Below are 13,823 nucleotides of genomic sequence, written 5' to 3' on the forward strand. Positions count from 1 at the left end.
TCGGCATACGCGGTTGCGACCCCTCGCAGGGGCGATGAGGACCTGGACGTACGACTCGGATGGAGAGCCTCGCGAGCTGTTGCGACCCCTCGCAGGGGCGATGAGGACCTGCGGTGAGGGCGGCGCAGCGTGAGCTCGACTCTCGTTGCGACCCCTCGCAGGGGCGATGAGGACTCCCGGGTCGCGACCGTTCGCTGGATCCCCGGCCAGTTGCGACCCCTCGCAGGGGCGATGAGGACTTGTGGCGTGGCAGTCTGGCGTGGGCCTCGCGGTATGTTGCGACCCCTCGCAGGGGCGATGAGGACGCGCGGCGCCCGCCGGCGCACCGCCGCCAACGGGAGTTGCGACCCCTCGCAGGGGCGATGAGGACCGGGTCATCGCCGAGACCGAGCTGGTCCGCGACGTCGCGTTGCGACCCCTCGCAGGGGCGATGAGGACCCCAATGTAAAGCCGCAGGTCATAAGCGGCGACATCGAGGCGTTTCCGGCCCAATTTTCAGCAGACCTTCGGTAGTGCAGCAGAGCCCGGTGTGTCGCTGAAATCTGTCGCTATGGAGTGGTCAAGGAGCGGGATCACAGGATATCCGTGGGCTCCGGCTCCGTGGCTCCCCACGCAAACCGTTGCGGCGTGCTGCCAGGCGGAAATGTGTACACGATGACGCTGTCGTAGCTGAGATCGAGAACAGCGGTCACATCGGCCTGGAAACGACGCAGCTGAGCAGGAGTGAGCTGGCCCTCGAAAACGCTGCGCTGCACGTGGTGAAGGTATTGACGGCAGGTCCGCAAGATCTGCGGGTTCCGTTCGGCGGCGGTGTCATAGACCACCACGACGTACACGAGGTCACCACCAGATCCGGAAGGGCTTGTAACCGGTGTTCTCCAGACAGTGGCGAGTCAGCGCGAGTGCGTCGAGGTAGAGCAACTCGTCATACGCCACCGGACGGCCCAGCGTGCGATGGGCGACGGTGACGGCGAACTCGTCCCTGACGGTTTGGACGACGAGCTTGCGGCCCGCCTCGCTGAGCATCGCCTGATTGGTGTCGCTGTCGAAGTGGTGTTCCTTGAGCTGATTACGGCCAGCCATACGCAGGAGCAGACGCTCGGCGAAAAGCGGCTTGAACATCTCGGAAAGGTCCAGGACGGGCGAATGCCGCTGCCGCTCCATGCTGCTGTGCAGAAACGCAATACCGCTGTGCAAGGGCGTGAGGCGGACAGCCGTGAGAACGCGGGCGTAGACGATGCCGTTGACGTAACTGATGAAGGCGTTGCCGGCATTCTTGGGCGGTCGTCGGCTTCGCCCGGCGAGCTGAAGCCATTCAGGAAGCTTGGTATCCATGACCGCCCAGGCCGAGCGGCGGAAGGTCCCTTCGGCGCCCATCAGGTGAGCCGCGCTCTCGGCTTCCGCCACGGACTTCTGAAGGGTCGTACAGGGGCTTTTCAGCAACTGCCGGTCTACGACGCGTCGGACGTTGAAGGCCGTGGCCTCGACGATGTCGCGAGCGACCTTCAACCCGGCTTCACGGTCGCCGGCGAGCCGGGCTTGAGCGAGGACGGTCTCACCCGAGGTGCTGGTGTCAGAGGTCAGCAAGGAGCCGGCGTAATTGCCGTAGTGGCTGAGCAGGTGCACGTTGATGCGGTGCCGGTTGAGCAGCGAGACAACCGCGGTGTTGATGTCGGTCTCCGCGCAGGCGACGATATCCCGCACGTCGGTGATGGGAATGTGAACGGGTGATCCGTTCTCACGCTCGATCAACAGCGACTGATCCTTACGCCGGATCCGGCACGGGCTGGTCAGCCAGTAGGTACGAGAGGCGGTTGGCACGGGTCAGTCCATCCAGCAGTAGTCGGTGAAGCTGCATCCCCGGCACGCGCTGCGGGCGAGCCGAGGCGGGGAGACGGCCAAGGCTGCAGTCTCAAGGACTGCGGCGATATCGGCCTCTGCCTGTGCGGAAGCCTGTTCTGTGTAGACCAGCTTCTTGGTCCGGCGCGTCTTGGGGTAATGAAGGACCGCCCCTTTCGCGTCGACTCCGACCCGATGCAGGCGGTAGCAGTAATGGCGAGCCTGCGCTTCATCTGCAGGCGTCGACCGATTCGACGACTTCACCTCGTGAACCCACTTTTGGCCGTCGACGAAGTCCAGGCGAGCGGCCCCCAAATCGACCGGGGTAGCCCGGGTGTAGGTGGTGTCATGGACGGCCTCGCCCATCTGCACGGCCGCGTTGAGATGCTCGGGTCGTACACCCCTGAGGAAAAGCCAGAGCTGCCGGCGGCAGTGATAGAGGTACTTGATGTGCGTTCCGCCGATGTCTTCGGAATCGATCACAAGACCTCACCCGGCTGGTAGGTGATCTGGGCTGGTCCGCTGATGGAGCGGAGACCCAATCGTGGGTCGTAGTCGCCGTGGATGACGCGGACCTGGAGCTTCTTGTCATACCCGCTGAGAGGTCCGGCCCAGTAGGGCAAAGGGAGCAGATATTCGTCAGCCAGCAGGCGTCCCGCTCTCGGCTGCCCGGGGGCCTCTGCCAGGGCATCCGCATAGGCGTCGCGGTCCTCGGCAAGGATCGCTTCGGAACCGTCGAAGAGTTCGTCGAAGACGGCGGCGAGATCCGAGCGGGAGTCGAAAGGCCGCCGGAAGGTCAGGAGCCTGTCCGTGAAAGTCTGGTAGTAGTTCTGGACTTCCTCACGCCAGGCTGCCCCCCAATGGGTGGCGTAAATGAGGTTCAGCCAGGCGGTGGCGTCGGCTTCGTCGACGTCGGTGTCGGAGTGGGCGACCAGGAGTTCCCAGGCGGCCTCGACGGGTTCACGAGCGTAGATTCCGTCCGCGTACTCGGTACCCGGGGCGTTGCGGCGCGTGGTCCAGTTGGGAAGGTGGACGATGACGTCAGCGGGGGGACGGGCAGCCAACCGATTGACACGGCCGAATCGTTGAAGCAGGGCCTCCAGGGGAGCTGCGGCCGTCAGGAGAACGTCAAAGTCCAGGTCCAGGCTGACCTCGACACATTGTGTGGCGATCAGGAGTCCCGGACGTCTCTCCGACAGACCAGCGCCGAACCTGCTCCTGATGCTCCGTTCGATGCTGTTCCTGTCGCCGCGCCGGAAACGGGAGTGCAGCAGGAGCGCGGAGCCTTCGCCATGGAGGTCTTCCGTGCCCGGCCCCAATTCTTCGAACAGTTCCAGCGCTTGGGCGACGTTGTTGGCCACCACCAGAACGGACTCGTCACGAATCAGACGAGAGCGGATCTCGTCGAGCGCCGCTGGATCCATCAGGTGGTGGTCTCTCGTACGGAGGCGATGACGAGAGGGCAGGTCGAAACCGGCGGCGTCCACCGGCGAGACAGGCTGGGTGAGTGTCTGCGTGAACAACTCGGACAGCGCGTCGGGCAAGGTCGCCGATACGACGGCGATGCGTCCTCCGAGGCGTTCCCACAGGCGGGTAGAGGCGAGGATGCAGCCGAGCCGCTGGGGGTCGTAGACGTGGAGTTCGTCGAGAACGAAAACGGAATTGGCCGCGTCGATGAGGATGCCGGAATGCGCAGGGCCGGCAAGAGCCGCGCGCATCAGTTGGTACGGGGTGGCGACGCGTACGCTCTCGCGGAACAATTTGGTCGCCGCGGCGCGGGAGACGGCCTTGGTGGCGGCGTCGACACGGCAAGGGTCGTTGTCTTGGTCCGTCTCGTCGCCGTCCTCAGGGGCGATGGACGCGGCAAGGTGGTAGGAAGCGGCCTTGGAATGCGCGACCCCTACCGTTCCCGGTACTTGGAAAAGGTCTTCGAGGCGATCGGCCATCGCGTTGATGGACGACAGATAGGGCAGCACGAAGAACACTCGTGGCACCCCACCCGTCCGTTGGGCCAAGTCGGTGACCTGGTTCGCGGCCCACAACAGCACGGCCTCTGTTTTGCCGCTGCCCGTGGGCGCCTGCAGGAGCAAATGACCTAGCTTCGTCTCGGCCTTCACCTGGTGGGGACGGAGCGCTCTGCCCTGGTCGGCGAACCTCTGATCCAGGAGCGCTCGGAATGAGCCGTCCAAGGGCTGGCTCAAGGACAAATGCTGGTGTGCGGACGACAGATGGTCGGCCAGCGTGACGGCTCCCTGCAACAGGACCGCGCTGAGGCCACGATCTGCTGAGCTGCGTGTGTCCCACTCGTTGAGCACAACATCAAGCAGGTTGTACGCCGCCATCAGCAAGGAATCGACGTCCAGCGGCGTCTGCACGGTGGCGGCCACGGGCAGACCGACAAGCTTGGTCTTTTCGCGAAACCATTCCTCTAATTCCGGGACGATCTGCTCGTGGATCGGCCCGATCCTTTCCTGCAGGTCGGCTATGTCACAGTTACCGTAGAGGCTCATCAAATCGCGGCCCGGGTCCCCGTCCAAGGGCCGGTGATGGGTAGCGACGGCAGTAGCGACCCAGAGCAGCAAGTCCGGATTCTCGATGAGGGACGGCAGGAATCCCAGGGACAGGACTTCGTGCCGTTCCCCCCACATCCGGACACGTCCCGCGAGCATGTCCTGAAACCCGGTGGGGATCTTTCCGCCGTCGTGGGTGAGTCCGGCGAGCTCCACAGCAGGCCAGAACAGCGACTGGAGTCCGTCATCGAGACCTGAGATCGTGCCCACCCGGCGCGAGACCTGGCGGGCGGCGCTATGAGTGTCCGCCAGGTGATCCGTGAGCAGTTCCTGGGGACGGCCGCCGCGCCTGCTCTTGGCGTAAACAGACTTCAGGTCCACCGGCGTCATCGCCAGGCAACTGTTTCGGGATGACAAATGGGCAGTAGCGCCACAGCCTGCCCACTCTCGGTCGACCGACTTCCCGGTACCACTGTCTGGCTCAATCCGGAGGTGTCGTAGCGGTAGGTGTCCCACTTTGTCCGGTCGCGGCCTGGGCCGATGGTTGTCGGCAACCGAAGCGGCGTCCCCCCGGCCACCCCGGCTTCCTCGGCAACGATCGCGGACCGCAACGCGCCGGGATGAGGGGTGAGGGTCACCATACGCAGCGAAATGCCTACGAGATCCTGGCTACGGCCCAGGCGTAACGGCCATATCGGGCGACGAAGTCTCTGCCGCCAGAGCTCGGGATCATCCGGAAGCCATACCGTTAGCACGGCTGCGGCCAGGAACTCACGATCCCGTGGTGTGGGAGAGGCTTTCTTACCGGAGGCATCCAACGGGTGGTACGTCTCGTAGTCGACGTTCTTCCCGGCCGAGCGGAACGCCATCGCAAACCGCAGACCCGGGTCTACCGCGTCCCACCCGCCGGCGGCACCGGCCAGCAGCCCCCCAACCGTCGCTGGCGGTGGGCAGGGGAGAGTGACCTGTACGCCCGCGTAAAGAGGATTACGGAAGGAGGCGACGGGTGCCGTGAACGTCGCCTCCAGCATGGTCGTGTCCGTGACGGTCATGCCGTCGGGTCCTCGAACCAGCTGTCGTGATCGCCGTCGCGGATCTCCTTCGCAAGGGCGGTCAGCATGGTGCGGGGATGCGCGATGGTCACCGTGCCGACCTCGATGAGGTCCTTGAGCTCCCGCTCGGTCTTTTCTCGCTGATCTCCGAGAAAGCCCGGAGCCCACCCGATACGAATTGGCCCGTCCAACTCGTCGTCCCACGCGCCGATCTCTTCGCGCAGCACCTCGGAGTCGAAGAAGGGCTTCCCGTCACGGGCGCCGACCACGCGCGTGAACGGGTTGACCCCACCCTTCATAGGCGCAAGCAGGACGAGAGCGGGAGTACGGTCGCCGTAGTGCAATGACTGCTTGGCGCCGCCCCGCAGTTTCGCCAAAGTCTCCAGCAGGACCGCGACTCGGCGGCGACGCTCTTCCTGAGGAAGACGCAGCGCTTCGGTGCCTCGAAGGACTGTACGAGTAGATCCTTCAGCCGTGGCCTCCTGCGCGGCGGCAGGGCTGAGTGCGACCCGCAGCCCACTGCCGTCTGTCTCGAACACGCCCACCCGCGGAACGTCCAGCAGGATGTCAGCGCCGAGGACTGCGCTGTAGAGCTCGTGCTGGTGGATGACGGGATGCTCACCGGCGGGGAAATCCCGGCTCATCGTCCCGAAGTCCTCGGTGGGCCGCTGGGGCGTGAGTGAGACCAAGGTTCCGGTCGCCAGCACGGTGTCACGCTGATAGTTCTGCTTGCTCACCGCCACCATGTAGCCGAACAGGTCGTCGTCCAAGTAGCGGTCCGGACGACCCTCGGTGTGAGCCTGCTGCTTCTTGCCCGACCCCGAACGGGTCACCCCGGACCGGGGCTCCTCGCGCGGCAGCGAGTCACGCAACCAGCGACGCACCGCCTGCGCCGAGACGTAGGGATAGACGTCCCTGCCCACCCGCAACTGCTTGGCCTTGCCGATGTTGTCTTCGCCTTCGCCGTTGTTGGGCGCGCCCGCGACGATGTCGAGAACGATCTTTCCGACCAGGTAGCTCACTGCTCTTCCTCCTCGTTGATGAACTTGGCGTCGGTTGGGTTCTCGTCCTCGATCTCTTCCAAGTCCTCCTCGGCCTTCTTGGACCTCCAGCCGAGCTCGGAGAGCTTCTCCAGCACGCCGAACAGGAAAACGTCGCGGTGGAACCAGGAGGGGTTGTCCTGGCCAGGGCCGAACAGCAGGACGAACGCCCGCTCGGTCACCAGGGGTCCGTCAGCGCCTTTGGGTGGCTTGATCGTCCATTCCAGACTGTGCCGGGTCAGCCAGGCGCGCATCTTGCGCGGGTCTCGCATGGAGACGCGTAGAGCGTTGAGCTTGCCTCCGGTTTCTTCTGTGCTCAACAAGCCGGCGACCTTGTGCGCGGCCGTCCTGATCTCCTTGAGATCCTTCTCGTTCATCTGCATCACCTCGGTGACGAAGGAATCGAGCAGACCCGACGCGGACGCAGTCTGCTCACGGTCGTAGTCGGCACGGGATACGACCCGTCCCAGGTGGCGCACTGCGGTGTTGAGCAGTCGTCCCGGCTCACCAAAGGCGGTACGGGCCAGCATCACGATTCCGGGCGAGTAGGCAGTCGTGTGGGCCTGCACCAGGAATCTGAAACCCCCTTTGTTCGCCGGGAGAAGGGTCCGCCGCAGCCACTCGGCGAGCGGCTGGGTGAGCGAATGGATTTCCAGAGTCTGGCCGCGGTTGTTGTTGTTGAAGACCAGCAACTCCACCCCGGCGGTGATTCGCTGGCTGTATCCGCGCAACGCTCGCAAGGCAACCACCTCACGGGATTGCGCGTAGCCCTCGGTGACCTTTCCGGTCTCAGCGATGATCACATTGCGGTCGACCTGGCGCTGGATGGTCCTTCGCATGAAGGCCGCGTCCCAGCTGTGCAACGCGTAGGAGGCGCCGCCGGTGAGATGGCTGCCATACGGAAGGGCATGGAAACTCACCACGCATGGACGGCACAAGGCCATTCCCGCATGCCCGCGCGGTGTGCTGTTTCGATAGGCGTCGCTTTCCGCCAGCGGCACATCGACTTTCCCGAAGAACCCGACCGCCGGACGCCCGCACAGAACACAGTCGGCATCTGGGCTCGTGCCGTTCCCGGACGCGTTGCGCCACTCTTCCACTCGGGCTTTTACGGCGGCGTCAGACTTCCTGGCGTTGCTCGGGTGGTTCATCGGCGAGTTCGGGGTCAGAGAGAAGCTCGCCTTGAGCCAGAAGCCTTTCGCGCTCTTGCTTTCCCGGACCAGAGCGGCACGGGTGGCATCCCGCGTCATGGTCTTGACGACCTGCTCGAAGTCCGCGGCGGGGACATCCTCCGGCTCGAAGTCGCCGGCTAGCGCGGCCACTGCGTATGCGCCGACTCGCTGCAGTGGGTGTGCGGTCAGCATCAACCGCTGCCCCAGGTCATCGCCGCTGTTCATGCGATCACCCAGCCGAAGCCCGCGCTGTTAGCCTGTCCCAGGCCCCAGCTCCACAGAGCCTGCAGCACATCCGGATCAGCGCTGACTGTCACTTCCACGCAGGCGCCAGGCTTACTTCCGCCCGTCCCCGTGCTTCCGGCAACAGAGAAGGACCGTTTGGGGCCGATCCAGTTGACTCGCTCCAACGTGACATCAGGATTCAGACTCAGCGTCTCTGCCTTACGGCGGAGGTTGCGCTCAAAGACCAGATCCCATCCCGGTTCCCCTGGCAAGAGCCAGTCCTGCCGCGTCTCGCGCACTCCCGAGGCTCCGATCCCAGACCCCTTCACCACCACAGGGGTGCTGGTTCGAAACACAGCACTACCAGAGGCGAACGCGGGCGCCTCCAGGACACGGACTGCGTCGACGAAGAACGCCGTCGCGCCCCAGGCAATGACCGGCATTTTGGCGAGTGCCGACCCGAAGGACTGTAAGAGCCTCGGTACCGGGCTCCCCAGCTCCCATGTGCCGGGACCGCCCAGCGTGTAGATGCCCCTGCGACGTTCCGCCAGTGGGAAGACAGGAGCTGAATAGCCGAACGGAACCATTCCGTAGGGCTTCGTTCCTTGAGCGTGTAGCTCGGCTCCCAGTTCGGGTGCTTCACGATCCAGCAGCGAGTACGCCAGTGCCCTTCCTGGCCGTACCACCGACGACCAGGCAAGTTCCCGTGCCTCGGTATGGACATCCAGTTGCACCCGCACCGTGCCCTCCCTAGTGCCCAACAGGACGGAGCAGAAATGTCGGTGGCCCCTGAGACAGTGACCACCATTCACCTCTGCGTGAGGGCGCTTACGGTAGCGCCACATTCCGGATATGTCCACCAGGACGAATAAAACTAATCTCGACGCATGTCGACAACTACGACAAATGCCTCACACGTGTCGTTGCTAGGATTGGGGCAGTCATTCCCTGGATCTGATCAGGGATCCGTGGGGTTGCAACAGATTGGTTCTCTTCGTTCGTGGTATGAGAACTCGGTACTCATTTGTCCCTCTGAGGGGCTCCAGGAAGCAGTGACCAGTAGCCTTGGGTCGCTGCTTCTTGCCTTCTGAATAGCGTTCGGTTTCAGCGACACACCGGGCTCGACTGCACTACCGGAGGTCTGCTGAAAATCAGGCCGAAAACGCCTTGATCCCATCATCTGTGACCAGCGGCTTTACCTTGGGGTCCTCATCGCCCCTGCGAGGGGTCGCAACAGCGAGTCCCACCATGAGACATGGTTTCGATCTTCAGGTCCTCATCGCCCCTGCGAGGGGTCGCAACTTCATGGCGCTGTGTGCATTCCCTTGTGCTAGGTGATCAGTCCTCATCGCCCCTGCGAGGGGTCGCAACTCGACGTCGCCGAGGGCCTTGACTCTCCAGCAGCTGTCCTCATCGCCCCTGCGAGGGGTCGCAACTTGCCGAACCCGTAGGCGATGCTCACCCGGACTTCAAGTCCTCATCGCCCCTGCGAGGGGTCGCAACATCCATCCTCGACTGCCCTTGTTGACCTCGCGGAACGCGTCCTCATCGCCCCTGCGAGGGGTCGCAACATCGCGGTGCACTCGTGCGCGGACACGGCGGCGAGGTCCTCATCGCCCCTGCGAGGGGTCGCAACTTCCAGACGCAGCCGCAGGAGATGAAGAGTTCGCCTCGTCCTCATCGCCCCTGCGAGGGGTCGCAACCGCACCGCCGCCAGGCGGTCGTACTCGACCGGCGTGGGATCCTCATCGCCCCTGCGAGGGGTCGCAACCAGGCGTCGGCCAGCGCCTCCGCGTCCTCCCACAGCCGGTCCTCATCGCCCCTGCGAGGGGTCGCAACAGACCGGTGTCTACCCACCGGAGACTTGCCTGTCAGGTCCTCATCGCCCCTGCGAGGGGTCGCAACATCGTCAGGTAGTTGCCGAGCAGGAGACGGTAGTGGTGTCCTCATCGCCCCTGCGAGGGGTCGCAACGTGGTCTCCTCTGCGGCGGGCGTGCGGCTCCGGAGTCCTCATCGCCCCCTGCGAGGGGTCGCAACGAGCAGCGGGCGATCAACCGGGCGTCCGCGATGGTCCTCATCGCCCCTGCGAGGGGTCGCAACTGATCGTCTTGCCCAGACCCATGTCCATGGCGATCAGGTCCTCATCGCCCCTGCGAGGGGTCGCAACCCGCTGCCGGTGCAGGTGAGGCCGGACCCGGTGCGGGAGGTCCTCATCGCCCCTGCGAGGGGTCGCAACCGCATGACGAAGCTGCCGTAGCGGGGCACGGTGTAGACGTCCTCATCGCCCCTGCGAGGGGTCGCAACTCCAAGCCCAGGCCGCGGTTGCGGACAGGGATGTGTGTCCTCATCGCCCCTGCGAGGGGTCGCAACCCGCTGCCGGTGCAGGTGAGGCCGGACCCGGTGCGGGAGGTCCTCATCGCCCCTGCGAGGGGTCGCAACCGCATGACGAAGCTGCCGTAGCGGGGCACGGTGTAGACGTCCTCATCGCCCCTGCGAGGGGTCGCAACTCCAAGCCCAGGCCGCGGTTGCGGACAGGGATGTGTGTCCTCATCGCCCCTGCGAGGGGTCGCAACCCGCTGCCGGTGCAGGTGAGGCCGGACCCGGTGCGGGAGGTCCTCATCGCCCCTGCGAGGGGTCGCAACTCCAAGCCCAGGCCGCGGTTGCGGACAGGGATGTGTGTCCTCATCGCCCCTGCGAGGGGTCGCAACGCGGACAGGTCGGCCGGGCGCCAGTTGAGCTTGGTGGGTCCTCATCGCCCCTGCGAGGGGTCGCAACACGAGGTTGAGCTGCCAGGACCGGATCAGCGCCGGTCCTCATCGCCCCCGCGAGGGGTCGCAACTCATGGTTGTGTCGTCTCCTGTCCTGTGGGGATGACGGTCCTCATCGCCCCTGCGAGGGGTCGCAACTGGTCCCGGCCGTCACCATGAGCTCGGCCCGCCACGTCCTCATCGCCCCTGCGAGGGGTCACAACCGGCCTGTTTGGCCGCGTACGTCTCCGGGGTCGGGGTCCTCATCGCCCCTGCGAGGGGTCGCAACACATCAACGAGTTCGGCTGGGCCTACGCGTTCGCCGTCCTCATCGCCCCTGCGAGGGGTCGCAACATCGTCATCTCGACGTTGACGATCCGCTGGTTGGCCCGGTCCTCATCGCCCCTGCGAGGGGTCGCAACACGTCTTGCCCCGTAGTACGCCATGGGCGGCCGCAGTCCTCATCGCCCCTGCGACAGGTCGCAACACGAAGTGCCGATCGGCCAGCAGGCCGGAGAGGTCGTCCTCATCGCCCCGGGAGGGGTCGCAACTGAAACTTCTCCATCACAGGAAGTTGCCCACGAAAGTCCTCATCGCCCCTGCGAGGGGTCGCAACCGATTGTGTCTCTTTGTGAGGCCAACAGCCGTTGGCCGTCCTCATCGCCCCTACGAGGGTTCGCAACACGAACAGCGCGAGCGCGGCCCGGCTGAGCGGCGGTCCTCATGGCCCCCTGCGAGGGGTCGCAACGGGTAACCGGATTCGAACCGATGACCTCCTGACCTGTCCTCATCGCCCCTGCGAGGGGTCGCAACTCGGCGTGCAGAACGACGGCCGCGGCGGGGCGGCGCCCTCATCGCCCCTGCGAGAGATCGTCACCACACGTAGAGCGCTGACCAGTCCCTCGGAGTCGTTCTGACTCGCGCCAGGTTGCAACATAAGCACGACATTCCACCGCCGAGGATTGTCATCAGTTATTACGCTGACACCAGTCAACGGTTCCCGTTGAGCCGGGGCTGAGGAACGAAGCCTCGGATCGGCGATCGCCCCCGGCCATCGACGATGGCCAGCCACAATCAGGCGATCGTAAGGGTGATCCGGTACGGCGGCGGGACGCATAGGTCGGTGAGATCGTTCGGCAACGGCGATCGTGTTGGTCGGCGGACGGCCCGGGCGCCGCCGGCCGGGACCGGCCCCCAGGCCGCAGCCCGGCCGGCGGGCGGCAGAGGGCCGGATACGGCGGCACGGCGCGCCGCCGTCTTGATCCCTCACAAGAACAATTCGGCAATGTAACCGGCCGCTATGGCGCCCACCGCAGTAGCCATCCGTGGAGGCGAGTGGCCTATTGCTTTCCGTGTACGTCGGCGATCTATGGCTGTAGCGTCGCGCTGTGGCTACCAACGAGGAGCAGACGCGCTGGATCGTCCACGGCGAACGGCTGATCTACGACAACGAGTGGATCAGGCTGGGCCTGGTTGACGTCGAGATCCCCGACGGCGAGCGCTTCGAGCACCACGCCGTGCATCTGGGACGTGCCGCTATGACGGTCGTCGTCGACGACGAGTAGCGCGTGTTGATGATGTGGCGTCACCGCTTCCTGTTCGACCGCTGGGGCTGGGAGCTCCCCGGCGGCCTGGTCGAGATCGGCGAAGACCCTCAGGTAACCGCCGCTCGCGAGGTAGAGGAAGAAACCGGCTACCGGCTAAGGGAGATCGAGCACCTGATCACCTTTCAGCCCATGGTCGGCATGGTCGACTCCGAACACCTCGTGTTCCTGGGCCGGGGTGCCGAGTTGGCTGGCGAACCCGTGGGAGAGGTCGAGGCCGACCGCCTGGAGTGGATCCCGATGAAGGAGATCCCCGGCATGATTGCGTGCGGCGACGTCTGGAACTCCGGTGTCTTGGTCGGCCTCCTATACGCCCGAGAGCGCCTCAACGGTCAGCACGACTGAGCGCCTTCCGAAGCCGAGCAATCCGTCTTCCGTTACGCCGTGAGCCGGTCATGGTGGCGAGTTGCTCGGCCCGGTAGAGGTGTGGCTGCGCAGCATCGGCTTCGCCCAGGGCGAGCAACGCGTGTGCGAGATCGCATCTCAACCCTGCCTCGGCGCGGTTGAAGGTGCCGTCCATTCCGGCAAGCGCGGACTTGAGATCTTCAACGGTCTCCGAAGTGGACGAGACAACTCCCACGCCACCGGGCCAGATGGTGCCTGTTGAGTGCCAGATAAGGCAACTCCGGATCGGTGTCGCCTTCGGGTAGGAGATCGGCGGCCTGGTCGAGCGCGTCCCGACAGGTCTTCTCGTCTCCGAGAGTGGCGGATGCCTCGGCCTCGGCCACTGCGAGCCACGTCCGCAGTCGGGCGGGCACAACGCGGTCGAACGTTCCGCGCACGTGGTGGATGACCTCGGCTGCCTCGGCCGGCCGTGCCAGGTCCATCAGCACGTATGCCTGCTGCCCCTGCGCATAGGCGAGAACGGCAGGGTCCTCAGCTTCCCGGCCTGCCGTAATGGCGCGTTCGTGATGGTCCCAAGCATCGTTGAGAGCGCAGGTGTCGATGGCCTGCCAACCGGCAAGAGAAGCGGTCTCGGACAACACATGCGCGAGATCCCGGCGTATCCCATGCCTGATGGCGTGATGGTGGGCGCGTTCGATCTGGGATATCTGGGCGCGCATCTTGTCGGCGATGGCCGCGCTTCCGAGACGCCTGTCGAGTAGCCGCAGATTATTGGTGTCGGTCGCAAGGATCATCACGGTAACTGGGTCGACCACGGCGGCGGCCTCGATCCGCGCCTTCAATTCGTCGCTCTGCTCTTGGTGGTCGTTGCCGCGGTTGCCCGTAGGTGAGGCGACGTCGAGCGGTGCCAGGCCGAGCAGCATTCGTGCGTGGTCGGGCAGGCTGAGGCCGGCGGCGATGCGCTCGAACACCTCAAGGTCGGTGACCTGCCGTTGTCCGCGCATGTGCTGGCTGACGCGGCCCTGGGAGATGCCGGTGGCGGTACTGATGCGTACCTGGCTGGCACCCGTGTACTTGACCGCGATCTTGAATAATCCGGCTATGTCGCGATTCCTGAGTATTTCCTGAGTGGACTCCCTGTCCCATACCTCGTCGGGAATGTGGATGGGCTCGTACGCATTTCCTGGCATTCCAGGCTCCGGGGCGTTCATGCTGTACGGATGCTTGAGGGGTGCGCCTTGGACCCTACCTCTTTCCGCTCGATATCACTCGCTGGTATATCCCGGTGA

At 64.9% G+C, this 13,823-nt stretch carries 9 protein-coding genes, 1 pseudogene and 3 CRISPR repeat arrays (1 of these 13 cut by a window edge); of the genes and pseudogenes, 1 reads left to right on the forward strand and 9 read right to left on the reverse strand.

Annotated features, from left to right (window positions below):
* Positions 1-438: a CRISPR direct-repeat array (repeat unit 30 nt; unit sequence GTTGCGACCCCTCGCAGGGGCGATGAGGAC) (it extends 247 nt beyond the left edge of the window).
* Between the two features lie 134 nt (positions 439-572).
* The 8 genes from cas2 to QSK34_RS14855 are packed head-to-tail and all read right to left on the reverse strand — an operon-like array spanning position 573 to position 8,578.
* Positions 573-836 carry a CRISPR-associated endonuclease Cas2 gene (gene cas2, locus QSK34_RS14820; RefSeq protein ID WP_285584412.1) on the reverse strand — a complete coding sequence of 88 codons (264 nt, stop codon included), beginning with the start codon at positions 834-836 and terminating at the stop codon, positions 573-575.
* A gap of 4 nt (positions 837-840) precedes the next feature.
* Entirely contained in the window at positions 841-1,821 is a 981-nt protein-coding gene (gene cas1, locus QSK34_RS14825) for a CRISPR-associated endonuclease Cas1 (protein ID WP_285584414.1), read from the reverse strand.
* A gap of 3 nt (positions 1,822-1,824) precedes the next feature.
* Positions 1,825-2,322: a CRISPR-associated protein Cas4 gene (locus QSK34_RS14830; RefSeq protein WP_285584416.1), complete on the reverse strand. Its 498-nt coding sequence runs from the start codon at positions 2,320-2,322 to the stop codon at positions 1,825-1,827.
* Positions 2,319-4,739, reverse strand: a complete 2,421-nt coding sequence (gene cas3, locus QSK34_RS14835; RefSeq protein ID WP_285584418.1) for a CRISPR-associated helicase Cas3' — start codon at positions 4,737-4,739, stop codon at positions 2,319-2,321. Before cas3 ends, QSK34_RS14830 begins: the two co-directional genes overlap by 4 nt.
* Positions 4,736-5,401 (reverse strand): CRISPR-associated protein Cas5, encoded by a 666-nt coding sequence (cas5, locus tag QSK34_RS14840; RefSeq protein ID WP_285584419.1) that lies wholly within the window; start codon positions 5,399-5,401, stop codon positions 4,736-4,738. The genes cas3 and cas5 overlap by 4 nt, the downstream gene beginning before the upstream one ends.
* A complete protein-coding gene (gene cas7i, locus QSK34_RS14845) occupies positions 5,398-6,423 on the reverse strand; it encodes a type I-B CRISPR-associated protein Cas7/Cst2/DevR (RefSeq protein WP_285584421.1) in 1,026 nt (341 codons plus the stop codon). Before cas7i ends, cas5 begins: the two co-directional genes overlap by 4 nt.
* The gene (locus tag QSK34_RS14850) at positions 6,420-7,838 is read right to left on the reverse strand and encodes a hypothetical protein (RefSeq protein ID WP_285584424.1); all 1,419 of its coding nucleotides are present in this window, start codon (positions 7,836-7,838) and stop codon (positions 6,420-6,422) included. Before QSK34_RS14850 ends, cas7i begins: the two co-directional genes overlap by 4 nt.
* Entirely contained in the window at positions 7,835-8,578 is a 744-nt protein-coding gene (locus QSK34_RS14855; protein WP_285584427.1) for a CRISPR-associated endoribonuclease Cas6, read from the reverse strand. The genes QSK34_RS14850 and QSK34_RS14855 overlap by 4 nt, the downstream gene beginning before the upstream one ends.
* Positions 8,579-9,043: 465 nt before the next feature.
* A CRISPR array of direct repeats spans positions 9,044-9,811; the repeat unit is 30 nt; unit sequence GTCCTCATCGCCCCTGCGAGGGGTCGCAAC.
* A 97-nt stretch (positions 9,812-9,908) separates the two neighbouring features.
* A CRISPR array of direct repeats spans positions 9,909-11,073; the repeat unit is 30 nt; unit sequence GTCCTCATCGCCCCTGCGAGGGGTCGCAAC.
* Positions 11,074-11,973: 900 nt separating this feature from the next.
* On the opposite strand from QSK34_RS14855, the pseudogene QSK34_RS14860 reads away from it, so the two are divergent.
* A pseudogene (locus QSK34_RS14860) lies at positions 11,974-12,534 on the forward strand (NUDIX hydrolase).
* Positions 12,535-12,734: 200 nt separating this feature from the next.
* On the opposite strand, the gene QSK34_RS14865 reads toward QSK34_RS14860, so the two are convergent.
* Positions 12,735-13,745 (reverse strand): NsdA family TPR-like regulatory protein, encoded by a 1,011-nt coding sequence (locus QSK34_RS14865; RefSeq protein WP_285584429.1) that lies wholly within the window; start codon positions 13,743-13,745, stop codon positions 12,735-12,737.
* Between the last annotated feature and the right edge of the window lie 78 nt (positions 13,746-13,823).

This window comes from Herbidospora sp. NBRC 101105 (assembly GCF_030269205.1).
Classification (GTDB): domain Bacteria; phylum Actinomycetota; class Actinomycetes; order Streptosporangiales; family Streptosporangiaceae; genus Herbidospora; species Herbidospora solisilvae.